This is a genomic window from Campylobacter ureolyticus (genome assembly GCF_027277485.1).
GTDB classification, from domain to species: Bacteria; Campylobacterota; Campylobacteria; order Campylobacterales; family Campylobacteraceae; genus Campylobacter_B; species Campylobacter_B ureolyticus_B.
On sequence record NZ_JAPXGQ010000006.1, the window covers coordinates 36,105 to 50,981 of the forward strand.

The 14,877-nt window shown below is 30.4% G+C and carries 14 protein-coding genes and 1 tRNA gene; 4 read left to right on the plus strand and 11 right to left on the minus strand.

Annotated elements, in window-relative coordinates; all coding sequences use genetic code 11:
* Positions 1–2: 2 nt before the first annotated feature.
* Together murG and O6B72_RS04350 are read left to right on the plus strand one after the other, a co-directional pair.
* Entirely contained in the window at positions 3–1,022 is a 1,020-nt protein-coding gene (gene murG / locus O6B72_RS04345) for an undecaprenyldiphospho-muramoylpentapeptide beta-N-acetylglucosaminyltransferase (protein ID WP_258298506.1), read from the plus strand.
* Positions 1,012–2,346, plus strand: coding sequence for an ATP-dependent DNA helicase (locus tag O6B72_RS04350; protein ID WP_269492334.1), 1,335 nt, complete (start codon positions 1,012–1,014; stop codon positions 2,344–2,346). Before murG ends, O6B72_RS04350 begins: the two co-directional genes overlap by 11 nt.
* Here the strand turns inward: O6B72_RS04350 and O6B72_RS04355 are convergent, their stop codons facing one another.
* From O6B72_RS04355 to lolA, 9 genes are all read right to left on the minus strand, one after another.
* Positions 2,347–2,667, minus strand: a complete 321-nt coding sequence (locus O6B72_RS04355) for a chaperone NapD (protein ID WP_101636687.1) — start codon at positions 2,665–2,667, stop codon at positions 2,347–2,349.
* The gene (locus tag O6B72_RS04360; protein ID WP_269492335.1) at positions 2,664–3,572 is read right to left on the minus strand and encodes a nitrate reductase; all 909 of its coding nucleotides are present in this window, start codon (positions 3,570–3,572) and stop codon (positions 2,664–2,666) included. The genes O6B72_RS04355 and O6B72_RS04360 overlap by 4 nt, the downstream gene beginning before the upstream one ends.
* On the minus strand, positions 3,569–4,006 hold the full coding sequence (locus O6B72_RS04365) for a 4Fe-4S dicluster domain-containing protein (RefSeq protein ID WP_269492336.1): 438 nt from the start codon (positions 4,004–4,006) through the stop codon (positions 3,569–3,571). Before O6B72_RS04365 ends, O6B72_RS04360 begins: the two co-directional genes overlap by 4 nt.
* Positions 4,007–4,017: 11 nt before the next feature.
* Entirely contained in the window at positions 4,018–4,506 is a 489-nt protein-coding gene (locus tag O6B72_RS04370) for a nitrate reductase cytochrome c-type subunit (protein WP_269486127.1), read from the minus strand.
* Positions 4,503–5,285, minus strand: coding sequence for a quinol dehydrogenase ferredoxin subunit NapH (gene napH / locus O6B72_RS04375; protein WP_269492337.1), 783 nt, complete (start codon positions 5,283–5,285; stop codon positions 4,503–4,505). Before napH ends, O6B72_RS04370 begins: the two co-directional genes overlap by 4 nt.
* Complete coding sequence (napG, locus tag O6B72_RS04380; RefSeq protein ID WP_269492338.1) at positions 5,285–6,022, minus strand: ferredoxin-type protein NapG; 738 nt, start codon at positions 6,020–6,022, stop codon at positions 5,285–5,287. Before napG ends, napH begins: the two co-directional genes overlap by 1 nt.
* A 4-nt stretch (positions 6,023–6,026) precedes the next feature.
* Positions 6,027–8,810, minus strand: a complete 2,784-nt coding sequence (gene napA, locus O6B72_RS04385; RefSeq protein ID WP_269492339.1) for a nitrate reductase catalytic subunit NapA — start codon at positions 8,808–8,810, stop codon at positions 6,027–6,029.
* A 119-nt stretch (positions 8,811–8,929) separates the two neighbouring features.
* Positions 8,930–9,358: a nickel-responsive transcriptional regulator NikR gene (gene nikR / locus O6B72_RS04390; RefSeq protein ID WP_016646960.1), complete on the minus strand. Its 429-nt coding sequence runs from the start codon at positions 9,356–9,358 to the stop codon at positions 8,930–8,932.
* A gap of 69 nt (positions 9,359–9,427) precedes the next feature.
* Positions 9,428–9,949 carry a LolA-like outer membrane lipoprotein chaperone gene (gene lolA, locus O6B72_RS04395; protein ID WP_050334599.1) on the minus strand — a complete coding sequence of 174 codons (522 nt, stop codon included), beginning with the start codon at positions 9,947–9,949 and terminating at the stop codon, positions 9,428–9,430.
* An 87-nt stretch (positions 9,950–10,036) separates the two neighbouring features.
* Between lolA and secA the strand changes: the two genes are divergently transcribed.
* Positions 10,037–12,676: a preprotein translocase subunit SecA gene (gene secA, locus O6B72_RS04400; RefSeq protein ID WP_258298496.1), complete on the plus strand. Its 2,640-nt coding sequence runs from the start codon at positions 10,037–10,039 to the stop codon at positions 12,674–12,676.
* Positions 12,677–12,686: 10 nt separating this feature from the next.
* Positions 12,687–13,877 carry an ABC transporter permease gene (locus tag O6B72_RS04405; RefSeq protein WP_156847405.1) on the plus strand — a complete coding sequence of 397 codons (1,191 nt, stop codon included), beginning with the start codon at positions 12,687–12,689 and terminating at the stop codon, positions 13,875–13,877.
* 407 nt (positions 13,878–14,284) lie between these two features.
* Here O6B72_RS04405 and O6B72_RS04410 read toward each other — a convergent pair.
* Positions 14,285–14,371 (minus strand) — tRNA-Leu (locus O6B72_RS04410).
* A gap of 89 nt (positions 14,372–14,460) precedes the next feature.
* The gene (locus O6B72_RS04415) at positions 14,461–14,757 is read right to left on the minus strand and encodes an HU family DNA-binding protein (RefSeq protein ID WP_156847406.1); all 297 of its coding nucleotides are present in this window, start codon (positions 14,755–14,757) and stop codon (positions 14,461–14,463) included.
* Positions 14,758–14,877 lie beyond the last annotated feature (120 nt).

A 14,877-nucleotide genomic window follows, 5' to 3' on the forward strand; every position in this document is an offset into this window, starting at 1 on the left:
AAATGTACATAGTTATAACAGGTGGTGGAACCGGTGGTCATTTAATAATTGCTAAAGTAATAGCTTGTGAACTAAAAAATCGCGGTATAAAAACTATTTTTATTGGCTCAAGTAATGGTCAAGATAAAGCTTGGTTTGAAAATAGCGATATTTTTCATGAAAAATATTTTTTAAAAAGTAGTGGAGTTGTAAATAAAAAGGGTTTTAGAAAAATATTTTCTTTATTTAATATAATAACTCAAATTTTCGAAGTTAAAAAAAAATTAAAAAATAAAAATATAAAAGCCGTATTTAGTGTAGGTGGATATAGTGCTGCACCAGCTTCTTTTTGGGCGGTTTTATTTAAAATTCCTCTTTTTATACATGAACAAAATGCCTTTACAGGAAAGCTAAATAAACTTTTAAAACCTTTTTCAAAATCTTTTTACTCATCATATGAAAAACCAAATTTTACTTATCCTATAAATTTAGATTTTTTTAAAACGGCTAGAATTAGAAAAAATTTAAAAACAATTTTATTTATGGGCGGCTCACAAGGAGCAAGTTTTATAAACGGTTTAGCTTTAAATTTAGCTAAGGATTTGCATAATAAAAACATAAATATAATTCACCAATGTGGAAAAAAAGAATTTAATAAAATAAAAGCTTTTTATGATGAAAATAAAATTGATGCTTTGGTAGTTGATTTTAGTAATGATATGCCAAATTTGATGAATAAAGCAGATCTTTGTATTAGTCGAAGTGGGGCAAGTTCTTTGTGGGAGCTTTGTGCTAATAATCTACCAGCTATTTTTATACCTTTTCCATATGCTGCAAATGACCATCAGTTTTATAATGCTAAATTTTTAGGTAATAATACAAAAATAATTAGGCAAGATAGAGTTTTAAAAGAAGAAATTTTAACTGAAATTTTTAATTATGATTTAGAAAAAACGAGTTTAAATTTAAAAGAATTAACCAAGGAAAATGGTTGTGAAGAAATAGTTGATGATATGATTAATAAGATAAAAAATGATAGATGAGTTAATAAATTTTTTAAAAACTGAAAATATTTTTTTGACAGGTGGTGCTGGTGTTGGCAAAAGTTATGCTGTTTCAAAAGTAATAAAGCATTATAAAAATGAGAATTTAGGTGTTGTCTCTTTGGGGAGCACTGGAATTAGCGCTGTAAACATCGGTGGTCTTACACTTCATTCATTTTTTGGATTCGGGATTTGTAAAAACAAAAACGAGTTAAGCGAGTATGACAAAGGTTCAAAAGCTAAGGAAAGAATTAAAAATTTAAAAAATATTTTAGATAAAACAGAACTTATTATCATTGACGAGATTTCGATGGTTTCGGCTGATTTATTCGAGATGATTTACTTAAGGCTTATAAATTTAACTTACAAAGGTAGGGTTATGGTAGTTGGTGATTTTTATCAACTACCTCCAATTATAAAAGATCAAAATTTAGATCTTTTCCAAAGAAGTATCTATGCCTTTGGATCTTATTCATGGGAGATGATGAGATTTAAAAATATAGAATTAATCAAGCCAAAAAGAACTAAAAATTTAGAATTTTTTAAAGTTTTATCTAAGATAAGAGTTGGCAAGATTAGTATTGAGGATGCTAGATATTTATATGGTTTTACAGAGGTAAAATTTACTCCAAGTAGCGATGAAACAGTGCTTTTTGGAAGAAATAAAGAGGCAAATGAATTAAATGTCTTCATGCTTGAAAAAATAAACTCTCCACTTCTAAAACACATTGGTAAGACTATAATAAATGATAACTTAGTTCATAAAGATAGGATTGATAAATGGCTAAATAATCTAAATGTTGCAACTGTTTTCGAGTTTAAAATTGGTGCAAAGGTGATTTTTACTATCAATAAATATAAAAATATTCTTGATGATAGTGAGTTTTATAATGGTGAGCAAGGTGTTATAAAAGATGTTTTTTTAAATGATGGTGAAATTTCAGAAATTTTAGTAGAGAAAAATAATGGCGAATTAGTCGAAGTAAAGCCAAATAACTATGATTTTGGAGAGTATATAAATGAAAATGATGAGCTTAAATACAATATAATAGCTAGTTTTTTTCAGTTTCCACTTCGTCTTGCCTATGCTATAACTATCCACAAATCTCAAGGAATGAGTATCGAAAGGTTGACTTGTGATTTAACGCATATTTTTGCCGAAGGACAGCTTTATGTCGCACTTTCAAGAGCAATTGAGCCTAACAATTTAAAGATAGTTTACAAAAAAAGCGAGAATTTCAACTCATATTTAAACAGAGTTATCAAAAGTCATAAAGATGTTGATGAGTTTTATAAAAAAACTGACTTTTTAAAATACGAGTGATTACACTTTGATATTTCCACTGTATTTTATCACTCCAGCTTTTAACTCCTTATTTAAGACTTCATCTATAAAATTTTGTTTTAAAGAAACATCGCTATCTTCGTAGTTGTATACCATACAAGCCTCTTTTACATTTTCTAAGCATTCAATTTCTTTAAATGTTTTTATCTGCTCATCAAAGCTTTCACACTCTAAAACAACAACAATTTGGTTGTTTTGGTGAGCTATGACTTCACAATTTTTGATTTTATTTAAATTTTCTATGGCTAAATTTAAGCCATTTTTGTCTATTAAATTTACAACTAAACTTGAAATATTCATTTTATCCTCCAAATTTTAATATTTTTCTCATATGCTGATGAAAAAATAAGGCCTTTATAGATAATAATTGCATTTAGTGTGCTTTGTTCTGTTTTTATAAAATCAACTCTTTTAAAACTCTTATCTAATACCAATATATCACTATTTTCATCGCTCATAAAAGCTAAATATTTATCACTTAGCCCAACAGCATAGACCAAAAAATTGGCTTGAAAGCTTTTTAAATTTCCATCTTTATAAAAAACAGCATTTTTATCAGCCGAACCGCTTATAAACTCATCTTTACAATTCATATAAAGATCGTAAATATTATCTTTATGAGCTAAAATAGTATCCAAAACTATATTTTCATTTAATGAGAATTTGTAAATTTCTCCACTTTCGCATCCAACTATTAAAATATCATCTACAATTTCAATATCGCCAAGCGATGAAGTAGAAAATTTATATTCGAAAATTATCTTTTTTTTGTTTAGGTCAAAAAATGAAATTTCACTACTCAAACTTGCATAAACTATCAAATTTTCATTTATAAAAAGAGCTTTTTTAACACTTTCATTATCTAATTTTATTTTGTTTAGAGTTCCATTTTCATAGATATATATGGCTCTTTTATAATAATCATCCTCACTTAAAATCAAAATTTTATCATCAAATGCATCTGTGCTAAAAACTTTTGGCAATTTTGTCTCAAAATATGATGAAATTTGAGGTAAATTTATGGTTTTTATAGTCTGGTTTTGCTCCACATCATAGACTAAAACTTCGCCACTATCGGTTGAAATGTATAAATTTTTATCCTTTAGAGTTAAATTTGTAACAGGATAATCAGTTTTAATCTCACCTAGAAACTCTGCTGCAAAAACAAATTTCAACAAAAGTAAAATAGCTATAAAAACTCTCAAAAAGAAACTCCTTTTAAACTAAGTGCTTCCTTAAAACAGGCACCTACACACTCACCGCATCCAATGCAGTTTTTATTTATGGTTGGCTTAAAGACTCCAAAATATTCAATTGCCTTAAATTTGCAAACTTCATAGCAGTTATAACATATCGTATTGTTCCAGGCAAGGCAAGATGTTATCTCTATCTTTGCAACTGCATTTATTTTGGCACCAAAGTCTAAATTTAGAGTATTTTTTTGATTTTCTTGACAAGCAATTGCACAATTTTTGCAAAAATCGCATCCAGACTCATTTACCTCAAAATAGACAAAATTCTCTTTAAATTTAATTAGATTTTTGTCGCATGAAGTAACACAAGGTGCCTTGCATTCCAAACATTCAAATTTACCACTAAAATAGGGCGGATAAATAGTCTTTTGAAATCTTTTTAGCACCTTTTGTCCTTTTACTCAACGCCTTGATTTAGCACATCAAGTAAATTTGAACCATGTTTTAAAACATTGTCTCTAAAAACTGCTTCAAATTTATTATTTACTACAGTTTTTGCATTTGATTGTGGCACATGACATTGAACGCAGTTATACCTAGTCATATCAAGTTCGCCGTGTAAATCCTTGCCAGTTCTTAAATCTACAAGATGAGATTTTGGTATGGCAGTTGAGCCAATATCTTTTGCAAATTCAGGCATATGGCAGGTTGTACACATGTTAAGCTCAAGTGTAATTGGTAAAAGACCATCTAAATCATGCGGAATAAGTGGTGGTGAGTTTTCAAAAGATCTATCAAATCTAGTTGAAGTTCCAGGTGCGTCACTGCTGTAGGTAAAATCTTTTAAAACCAAACTCTCCTCGCTTGTTAAACTAGCCTTTCTTAGACCATCTTGTTGACTAAAAGCAAAAACAACACAGATGAAAAATAGTATAATTTTTTTCATTTTTTATCCTTTTTTATAATACCGAAATTTAATGCATCGTGCGTGCAAACATCTACGCAACGACCGCAGCTTATACAGCTACTACTAATAAAAAAATCTTTTTTTGAAATATCTTTTAAAATGCCATCTTCTGGGCAAACCTTAATGCAGTCCATGCATTTTGTGCAGTTTTTAAAACTATGTTTTACTCTTATTATTGATATTTTTGAAAGTAGTGCATAAAATGCACCAAGTGGGCAAATTTTAGAGCAAACTCCTCTTTTTGCTACAAAAGTGTCAAAAACAAAAAGCAAAAAAGCAACAATTAAAAAGGTTGAATTTAAATAGATTAATCCCCTTTGAACAACTCCTATAAAGCTTATATTTTCAAAAGCAGGTACACCCAAAGTAAAGCTAGCTATTAAACTTAAAGCTAAAAAATAGTATCTAAAATTTGCATTTAAATTTAAATAACCGCCTCTAATTTTAAGCTTTGTTCTTACAAAGTAAGCAAAATCTGTTATCATGTTAACAGGGCAAATCCACGAACAAAAGAGTCTTGGAGCTATTAAACTATAAAATAAACCAATTATTAAAGCGCCACTTATTGCAACAAATGAAATATTGAAAGTTGCTAGGTAAATTTGAAGCACTGCAAATGGATCACTTAGTGAAATTTTACCAAGTAAAATGGAGCTACTTAAATTTCCCTTTAAAATATTTAAAATTTCTAAATTTCCAAGCATAAAGAGAGCTAAAACCAAAAATTGAACGACTCTTCTAAGATTGTTTATTTTCATTAAAGCTCCTCGCTATTTAGATAATCAAGCGCTTTTGTTTTATCAAGCTTTATCTTTGTGTCTGCATCTTTTAGCTTTTTATCGCCACCTTTTTCCCAGCCAATTACATAATTATCATTCATTTTGCCAATTACAAACTCTCTTCTAACTACGCTAATAGCAGGTTTTTTAGTGATGCAAACTTTCTCGCACATACCACATCCCGTGCAAATATCACCATCAACAACTGGAAGTAAAAATGCATGTTTTGCAGTTCTATCATTTCTTTTATATTCTAGATATAAAGCCTTATCTATAAGCGGACAGGCTCTATAACAGGCATCGCACTGAATTCCAAAGTAGGCAACACAACTTTTCATATCCACAACCGCAACGCCAGATCTCATCAAATTTACATCTAGTAAACCATCTTTTTGCAAAGACTTTATATCAAGTGCAGATGTTGGACAAATAGCAGCACAAGGGATATCTTCACACATATAACATGGAATTTTTCTTGGCGAATAATAGGGCGTTGAGATAGAGGTGTTATCAAAAATAGTGCTAAGTTTAAGTGTGTCGTATGGACAGGCTTCCACGCAAAGTCCGCACTTTATGCAACTTGCCACAAAACTTTTTTCATCTTTTGCACCAGGTGGTCTTAAGAAAAATTTAGCTTCCGTGTTTTTAGGAATACTCCATAAGACTCCACCGGCACTAAACAGGCAAGCTATTTTTAACACCTCTCTTCTTGTCATAAATCTACGCCTTATAAATTTTTACTGCACATTTTTTATAATCAGTTTCGTTTGATAAAGGGCAGGTTGCATCAAGACAAACTTTATTTATAAAGACATTTTCATCAAACCAAGGAACATAGACTAGCCCAACAGGTGGTTTATTTCGTCCTCTTAAATCAACTCTTGCCTTAACTTTTCCACGCCTACTTTCTATCCATACGATATCGTTTTGCATCAAATTTAATTTTTCAGCATCTAACTCGCTCATATAACACATTGCTTCAGGAACTGCTTTGTAAAGCTCAGGAACTCTCATTGTCATCGTTCCGCTATGCCAATGCTCTAAAACTCTTCCAGTGCATAACCAAAATGGATATTCTTTATTTGGAATCTCAGGTGGATCCATATAAGGGCGGAAGAAAATTTTACCTTTGTTATTTATATCAACCTTTTCATCATCTTTTGCCTTTGCTAAATCTCCAACACTTAGTTTTGCGCCTTTGTTTCCGTAGAATGCAAAATCACTTTGTGGTGCTTCTTTTTTAGCATAAGGATCATAAAGTGTATTAAATCTCCATTGAGTTTCTTTGCCATCAACAACTGGCCATCTCAATCCCCTAACTTTGTGGTATGTATCAAAATCAGCTAAATCATGTCCATGACCTAGTCCAAATTTGCGGTATTCTTCCCAAATTGCTTTTTGGACGAAAAAGCCATATCCTTTAAACTCTTTTCCATCGCTTCCAACTACATTTCTGCTATCGCCATTTACTTCGCTGTTATCAAACCCACCTATGATTTTGTCATCTTTGCTAAATTTTTTCCACTCATCATTTGCAAAAAGTATATCAAATAGTGTATCACTTTCTTTGTAACCCATTTTTTTAGCTTCTTCTAAAACATTTGGAAGAGTGAGTTTTTCATCTATCTTTTTTTCACCCCAAACATCTTTTAATGTAAATCGTTTTGAAAACTCAAGCATTTGCCAAGTATCACTCATAGCATCGCCTACTGGAATAACTTGTTGGCGCCAATGTTGAGTTCTTCTTTCAGCATTGCCATAAGAGCCCCATTTTTCATAAATCATTGCTGTTGGAAGTATTAGATCTGCTACTTTTGCTGAAATTCCAGGATAAACTTCACTTACTACTATGAAATTATCCATTTCTCTTGCTGCTTTTATCCAATGGTTTGCATTTGCGGTATTTTGCCAAGGGTTATTTACTTGAACCCAAGCAAATTTAATTTTGCCATCTTCTAAATCTCTCATAATTTTTACAAAATGTGAGCCATTTTTTGGATTAATAGTGCCATTTGGTAGTTTCCAAATTTTTTCAGTAATAGCTCTGTGTTTTGGATTGGCAACAACCATATCAGCAGGAAGTCTATGGCAAAATGTTCCAACCTCTCTTGCTGTTCCACACGCACTTGGCTGACCTGTTAAAGAAAATGCTCCACTTCCAGGTTTTGCTTGCTTTCCAAGCAAAAAGTGTACCATATAGCTTTGTTCATTCACCCAAGTTCCTCTTGTATGTTGGTTAAAGCCCATAGTCCAAAAGCTAACAACTTTTCTCTGTTTTTCTATATATAGATCAGCTAGTGCCTTAAGTTTTGCTTTAAACTCTTCAATATCTTCATTTTCATCGCCTTTTGCAATTTTTGCAGTATATTCAAGAGTATATGGAGCAAGAGCTTTTTTAAAGTCCTCAAAGCTTATCGCCCAATGTTTTCCAGCTGATTTTGTATTTTTCATCTCTAAAGTATCGCCTGATTTATATCCAAGATAGGCTAAACTCTCACCCTCAAATTCACTTACAACCTTACTTTTTTGTTTAACGGCGGTATCAAGCTCACTTTTTTTGTATTTTGGGTGGTTTATATCTTCTCTTAAGCCATATCCTATATCAACAGGTCCTGTTGCAAATGTGCAGTGGTTTTTAACAAAATCCATATCTACTAAATCAGGATGATTATAAACAAGCTCTCTTGCGATGTAGTTCCAAATGGCAAGATCAGTTGAAGGTCTAAAAATAATCTCAATATCTGCTAAATTTGAAGTTCTAGTTGAATAGGTGCTTAAATTTACAACTTTGACATTTTCTGGATCGCTTAACTTTCTATCGCTTACTCTTGCCCACAAAATTGGGTGCATTTCAGCCATATTTGCGCCCCAGCAAACAATAGTATCAGTTAGCTCGATATCATCAAAACAGCCTGATGGTTCATCAATTCCAAAAGTTTGCATAAAGCCAACAACAGCACTTGCCATACAGTGTCTTGCGTTTGGATCGAGGTTGTTACTTCTAAATCCACCTTTTATAAGTTTTGAAGCAACGTATCCCTCTTGGATTGTGTATTGACCACTTCCAAAAACACCAATTCCTGTAGGTCCAAGCTCATTATATGTTTTTTTAAACTGCTTTTCCATCTCATCAAAGGCTCTTTGCCAACTAACAGGGGCAAATTTACCTTTTTTATCAAACTCACCTTTTTCATTCATTCTTAAAAGTGGTTTTGTCAAGCGGTCTTCGCCATACATAATTTTAGCGTTAAAATAACCTTTTATGCAGTTTAAGCCTCTATTTACTGGAGCTTTAGGATCACCTTTTACAGCTACTATTTTTCCATCTTTTGTAGCTACCATAATCCCACATCCAGTTCCACAAAATCTACAAACTGCCTTATCCCATCTCCATGATTTTTCAGCTTCGTTTGATTTAGCTGATAAAGAAGATGGAACACTTATGCCAATAGCAGAACAGGCCGAGGCTGCTGCAGCACTTTTGATAAAATCTCTTCTATTCATTGATTAATCCTCCTTGCATTGATTAATTATGATTCTAGTATTTTATCAAAAAAATGTTATTTTGCAATTGATTTAGCTCAATTAATATTTTAATTCTTATATTATTACTTCATTTATTGTTAGCTTTGAGGAACACCAGCTTTTATTAAATTTGTAAATTTAACACCTTTTAGACCTGAAATTTTGTTTTTAAAATCCTCTATTTTTTTTATATTTCCTCTTAAAACAGAAGTTTCTAAACAATTGCTGTGATCTAAGTGTATGTGGTTTGTGCATATTATATTGACATTTGCATCATGTTCTATTGATATTTTTTTTGTTACTAAATCGGTTTGATGATGATCATAAATTATTGCTAAAACTGCTATTAGTTCAGCATTTTCATCATCTATATTTTTATCTTCCCAAGAATCTTTTACGATTTTTTCTCTTATTAGGTCTCTTACAAATTCACTTCTTGAAGCATATCCTTGAGAATTTATTTTTTCATCAAGACTATTAAGTAAATTTTCAGGTAATGACACACTAAATCTTATTATATTTTCCATAGCTATCCTTTTTATAATATTTTTAATACAAAATATAATATAATAATTTCTTTTAAAGTTTTATTAATATTACTTAGTGATAAGATCAAAATTTGCAGGAATTATAGGTGTAAGTAAATTTTCATCAATAAATTCATCTTTTTTAAGATTTTTAAATTTTATTTTTATATTGTTATCAAGTTTATCAGTGTAAGAAATTTCATCTAAAAGATCATTTTTAAAATTTAATTTATACTTAACTCCATCAAATTTTGCCTCATATACATTGCTATCTATTTTATTGGCATCTTTTATAATATTCATTAAATTTGGAACATCTTTTAAATTTGTAACTATTGCCTGCTCTAAATCAGGCTCTATAATAACAACTTTTTCGTAATTAAAATATATATCTTTTAAATTTGGAGTTTTGTAAGACCATAGAGCATTGTTTGTTGTTGAAATAAAATTTCCACTATATTCAATTTTATTTTCATTATTTTGTATAGTTTGTACAAAATCACTTTGTAAAGTTTTAAATTCCAATGGGTTTGCAAAAGCGAAATTTGTTAAAAAAAGCAAAAATGCTGCTAAAAAATAGATTTTTTTCATATTTTGTCCTTAAATTTTTAAAAATTCTAGCTAGTTTAAATTAATATATGTTAAAATGTAAAGTTAAATTATTTGTAAGGTTTATAAATGTCAAAAAATATATTTAGTAAAATTTTTGGAACAAAAAATGATCGTATAGTTAAAACTTATGCAAAAAGAGCAAAAGAAATAAACGCTCTTGAGAAAAAATATGAAAAATTAAGTGATGATGAGTTAAAAGCAAGTTTTAACACTTTAAAGGAAGAAGTTGCAAATGGAAAAAGTTTAGATGAAGTTTTAAACGATACGTTTGCAATTACGAGAGAGGCTAGCAAAAGAGTTTTAAATATGCGTCATTTTGATGTGCAGTTAATTGGTGGAATGGTTCTTCATGATGGAAATATTGCTGAGATGAAGACAGGTGAGGGAAAGACTTTAGTTGCAACTTTACCAGTAGTTTTAAATGCAATGACAAAAAAAGGCGTTCATGTAGTAACCGTAAATGATTATTTGGCAAAAAGAGATGCCAGAGAAATGGGAGTTTTATACGAGTTTTTAGGTTTTAGTGTAGGGGTTATAGTAAGTGGTGAATATGATGATGAAAAAAGAAAAGCTGCTTATAATTGTGATATAACTTATGGAACAAATAATGAGTTTGGATTTGACTATCTTAGAGATAATATGAAATTTAGATTTGAAGATAAAGTCCAAAGAGAACATAATTTTGTAATTGTGGATGAAGTAGATAGTATTTTAATAGATGAGGCAAGAACACCTTTAATTATTTCAGGTCCTACAAATAAAACTCTTGATGGATACATAAAAGCAAATGAAGTTGCTTTAAAGCTAAGTAAAGGAAAACCAGCTGAAACTCCACAAGATAAACCAACAGGGGATTTTATAGTTGATGAGAAAAATAGAACTATTTTGCCAACAGAAGAAGGAATTTCAAAAGCTGAAAAACTTTTTGGAGTTGACAACTTATATAGTCTTGAAAATGCGGTTTTGAGCCATTATTTAGACCAGGCTTTAAAAGCAAATTATCTTTTTGAAAAAGATGTTCATTATGTGGTTAGAGATAACCAAGTTGTTATTGTTGATGAATTTACAGGAAGATTGAGTGAGGGAAGGCGTTTTAGCGAGGGGCTTCATCAAGCTTTAGAGGCAAAAGAGGGTGTCAAAATCCAAGAGGAAAGCCAAACTTTAGCAGATATTACTTTTCAAAACTATTTTAGACTTTATAAAAAAATCGCGGGTATGACAGGAACTGCTCAAACAGAAGCAACCGAATTTAGCCAAATTTATGGACTTGATGTTATATCAATCCCAACTAATGTTCCAGTCATTAGAATAGATCAAAACGATCTTATATATAAAAGCGAAAGAGAAAAATTTAATGCAGTTATTGAAGAGATAAAAAGGGCAAATGCAAAAGGTCAGCCTGTTTTAGTAGGAACTGCTTCAATTGAAAAAAGTGAAGTTTTGCATAAGCTTTTACAAAATGCAAAAATTCCTCATTCAGTATTAAATGCAAAGAATCACGAAAAAGAAGCTGAAATTATAGCAGATGCTGGAGCAAAAGGAGCTGTAACAGTTGCTACAAATATGGCAGGTCGTGGTGTGGATATTAAAATAAATGATGAAGTAAAAGCTCTTGGGGGACTATATATAATAGGAACTGAAAGACATGAAAGTAGAAGAATTGATAATCAGCTTCGTGGTAGAGCAGGAAGACAAGGAGATCCAGGGGAGAGTAGATTTTTCCTAAGTCTAGAAGATAATTTACTAAGAATTTTTGGAAGCGATAAGATAAAAAATATAATGGAACGTCTTGGCATAAAAGAAGGTGAAAGCATAGAAAGTAGAATGGTTACAAGAGCTGTTGAAAACGCGCAAAAAAAGGTTGAAAATCTTCATTTTGAAAGTAGAAAATATGTTCTTGAATATGATGATGTTGCAAATGAGCAAAGAAAAACGATATATGTTTATAGAAATGAACTTTTAGATCCAAATTATGATTTAAATGAAAAAATTAATTCCAATAGAGTTGAATATGTTGATTATCTTTTTGAAAATGCTGAAATTTTTGATGGAATGGATAAAGATGATATAAACTACGAGCCTTTAATAGCTGCTTTAAGAAATGAAATTGGTGAAAACTTTACTATTGAAGAATTAAAAGAATTTTCAAATGTAAACCAGACAAAAGATTATATTGTTAAAAGATTAAAAGATGCGTATGATGAGAGAATGAAAGTTATAGATGATGAGCAAAAAAATGCAATTGAAAAACAAATTTATCTTCAAATTGTAGATAGAGATTGGAGAGAACATCTTTATCAAATGGATATCTTAAAGACAGGAATTGGACTTCGTGGATATAATCAAAAAGATCCGTTAACTGAATATAAAAAAGAAAGCTATAATCTTTTCTTGGAACTTGTTTTAAGACTAAAAACTGATAGCATAAGAGCTTTGCAAGGCATTAGATTTAAAACAAAAGAGGAAATTGAAGCAGAAGAAAGAGCAAGAGAGTTAGCTCAACAAAGGGCTATGGCTGAGCTTGAAAGAGCTATGAAGACAAATAAAGAAGCTCAAAATACTAATGAGCAGCAGTCTCTGCCAAATACTCCAATAAGAGTTCCTAAAAAACCAAGGAGAAATGAGCCTTGCCCTTGTGGAAGTGGTAAAAAATATAAAGATTGTTGTGGAAAAAGTGGTCCTAAAAAAGGTGAGTTTGCAAAATAGGGCTCTTTAAGTGGTAAAATATCTTATTTTTAAATATCTTAGATTTGACAAAAGTCAACCATTTATTACGCTTTGCGCTATTTTAGCTTTTTTAGGTGTTGGAATCGGACTAATGGTTTTAATAGTTGCTATGGCTATAATGAATGGTTTTGATAAAGAGTTTGAGAGAAAACTCTTTACTATGAATTATCCATTAACTATATTTAGTCATTTTAAAGGTGGCATTGCAAATACTGATGTAGATAATTTAAAAAAGGCTTTTCCAGATATTAAATTTAGCCCTTATATTTCATCGCAAGTTATCGTAAAATCTAATAACAAACTAGAAGGTGCAATGATATTTGGCGTTAATATAGACGATGAAAAAGAGATAAACTCTGTTGTAAAAGATGGTATTAAAGATGCAAATTTAAGCGGCTTTGGTATTATGATAGGAAGTGGATTAAAAGATGAGTTTTATCTAAAAAATGGTGATAAAACAACTATTATTTTCACAAAAACAGATCCAGGTGGATTTAGTATGATACCAAAAATGAAGCGTTTTGAGGTTAGGGCTGATTTTACTTCTGGACTTATTGCCTATGATAAAGCTTATCTATATTCTGATATTTATGATTTAGCTAAAATTTTAGGAGATGAAAATGGTGGATTTGATGGAATTCACATATATTCAAAAGAGCCTTTTAAAGATAAAGATCGTATTAAAGAATTTCTTCCAGATACTATGCATATAGTTGGATGGTGGGAGCAAAATGGAAACTTCTTTTCAGCTTTAGCCTTAGAAAAAAGAGCTTTATTTATAGTCTTAATGCTTATTATTTTAGTTGCCAGCTTAAATATCGTAAGTTCACTTTTAATGACAGTTATGAATCGTCGTCAAGAAATTGCACTTTTATTAAGCCTTGGCACAACGAAAAAAGAGATTAAAAATACATTTTTTGGACTTGGAATGGTGATTGGTGGTGGAGGGATAGTGTTTGGACTTGTCTTAGGCTTGCTTGGTATTTGGCTACTTGGAAGCTTTGATATAGTAAATTTGCCAGCAGATGTCTATGGAAGCTCAAAATTACCACTTGAGCTATCAAGTTTAGATCTTTTTATGATAATATTTGGAGCTATTTTCATAGTGGTTGCTTCATCATATTATCCAGCTAAAAAAGCTACAAAAATCGATGTTTTACAAACTTTAAGAAATGAATAACTATGCTATATGTAAAAATAAACTAATAAGTGTATCTTTTTTAAAAATACTTTAAACTATATGATATTTACCAAATTTAAATTATGTAGTAAATTTATCTTAATTTATTTCTTTAAATAATATTTTGTTCTTATCTGTCTGTTTTTATATATACATAATTATTATATAAATTGGCTATATAATAAGGCTTTTTAAAAAATATAATAAATTTTTAAAAAAATAAAAAAGTATATAGTTTTGTATATAGTCTCATCAAAAATACCATGTATACATTATCAAAATTACATGTATTATGATACATTTGTAACATAATGTTTTTTATAAAAAAACTGCTACAAAAAGTATGATAGGTTGTGTGTTTTGATTTAGTTAAAATGATATAGAATTTTATATTACGTTGCAAGGGATGGTGCCCGAAGCCGGAATCGAACCGGCACGGAGTTGCCTCCGCCAGATTTTGAGTCTGGTGCGTCTACCAATTTCACCACTCGGGCATTTAAAAGGGATTATTGTATCAAAAAATATTTTAAAGATTATTTAAAATGTATAAAAAAAGGATGCCAATTTAAGGCATCCTAAAAAATTATTTTTTCTTTGCTTTTTTAGAAGCAGCAACTGCATCTTTAAGTTGTTTACCAACTTTGAATTTAACAACATTCGTAGCTGGTGATTTGTAAGTTTTATTAGTTCCAGGAACTTTACCTTCTCTTGCGGCTCTTGTAGCAACGTCAAAAGATCCGAAACCTATAAAGCTTATTGAATCACCTTTTACTAAGCACTCTTTAATGCTATCAAGTATTGCATCAAGTGCAACTGAAGTATCTTTTTTTGTCATGTCTGCTTTTTTAGCAACTAAATCAATAAATTCTGCTTTTTTCATAGAATTATCCTTTTAATAAGATTTTGTAGAGACCATTTTACAATACTTTTATAAAAAAAACAATGTTTTTTTATATAAATTTGCACTTTATAAGCAAATTTGAGTGAATTTAAGGCAATG